General features: G+C 38.7%; 3 protein-coding genes. 1 reads left to right on the top strand and 2 read right to left on the bottom strand.

Translation table 11 applies throughout. From position 1 onward, the window contains the following. Positions 1-78 precede the first annotated feature (78 nt). Both WN50_RS25645 and WN50_RS25650 read right to left on the bottom strand, forming a co-directional pair. On the bottom strand, positions 79-306 hold the full coding sequence (locus tag WN50_RS25645) for a hypothetical protein (protein WP_046282143.1): 228 nt from the start codon (positions 304-306) through the stop codon (positions 79-81). Beyond that, positions 284-640 carry a calcium-binding protein gene (locus tag WN50_RS25650; RefSeq protein WP_053221561.1) on the bottom strand — a complete coding sequence of 119 codons (357 nt, stop codon included), beginning with the start codon at positions 638-640 and terminating at the stop codon, positions 284-286. Before WN50_RS25650 ends, WN50_RS25645 begins: the two co-directional genes overlap by 23 nt. 104 nt (positions 641-744) lie before the next feature. Here WN50_RS25650 and WN50_RS25655 point away from each other — a divergent pair. Continuing rightward, a partial coding sequence (locus WN50_RS25655; RefSeq protein WP_152964928.1) for a protein kinase domain-containing protein occupies positions 745-1128 on the top strand: 384 nt, incomplete at its 3' end.

Consider the following 1128-nt stretch of genomic DNA (forward strand, 5'->3'; position numbering starts at 1 on the left):
TTAATCTTTGAGAAACCAGGTTTTCAGACAGAGATTAGTTCCAAAAACCCGGTTTCTTGCAGAGGTTTTTAAGATAAATTAGATTTCTAGAACTTCAATTAAACCAATACTATTAAATTCTGCAACCGAAGTCGTTTGTAATATCGCCAGCGTTTCACCCGTTGAAATCAAATTAATTAACAAACTACCATTATTAGCACCCGTTCCATCCACAAGCGTTACACTACCCGCAGTAATTCCATCGCTAGCATCAAAAACAATACTATAGCAGAGAAAGAGTTGATTAGGACACTGTTTTTCTGTCAAATCCTTTTATGATAAAGGTTTCAATTCTGTCTCCTGTCTCCTGTCTCCTGATTTCTGCTATATCACCTGCACTGTAATTAATAATAATATCTGTTCCCTCTCCGGGCTTGAAGACAAATTTATCATTACCATTTCCCCCAAACAAAGTATCATTCCCGCCATCTCCAAACAACCAATCATCACCCAAATTTCCAGCTAGACTATCATTTCCCTGACCGCCAAATAGACTATCATTATCATTACCCCCATCGAGAGTATCCTCAGACTGATTCCCAAAAACTAAATCTAACCCGTCGCCACCAAAAACTTGATCGCTTGTAGCTGAGGTTGACAAATTAGCATAAATTATTCAACTCTGAAACACCAAAAAAATTTGTTAAAATTCCTAGCAAAAACCGATCTAAAATAGGAAAATAGAACTGCTTGGAGTCGCCTGGGATGAGCCAATGTTTGAATCCTGACTGCTTGTTTAATAACCAGCCAAACACTCTATTTTGTCAGCGTTGTGGTGTAAAATTACTATTAGCCGAACGTTATCGAGCAGTAGAAATTATCGGTCAAGGCGGGTTTGGTCGCACCTTCAAAGCGATAGACGAGTTCAAACCCTCAAAACCCTTTTGTGTGATCAAACAGTTTTTTCCGCAAGCACAGGGAACGGAAACCGTAGAGAAAGCCAAACAACTTTTTGAACAGGAAGCAGTTCGTTTGGATGAGTTGGGAAAACACCCGCAAATTCCAGAACTTTACGCCTATTTTACCCAAGATAAACGTCAGTATTTAGTTCAAGAATATATTCAAGGGAAAAACCTGCAACAAGAGTTA

The organism is Limnoraphis robusta CS-951 (genome assembly GCF_000972705.2).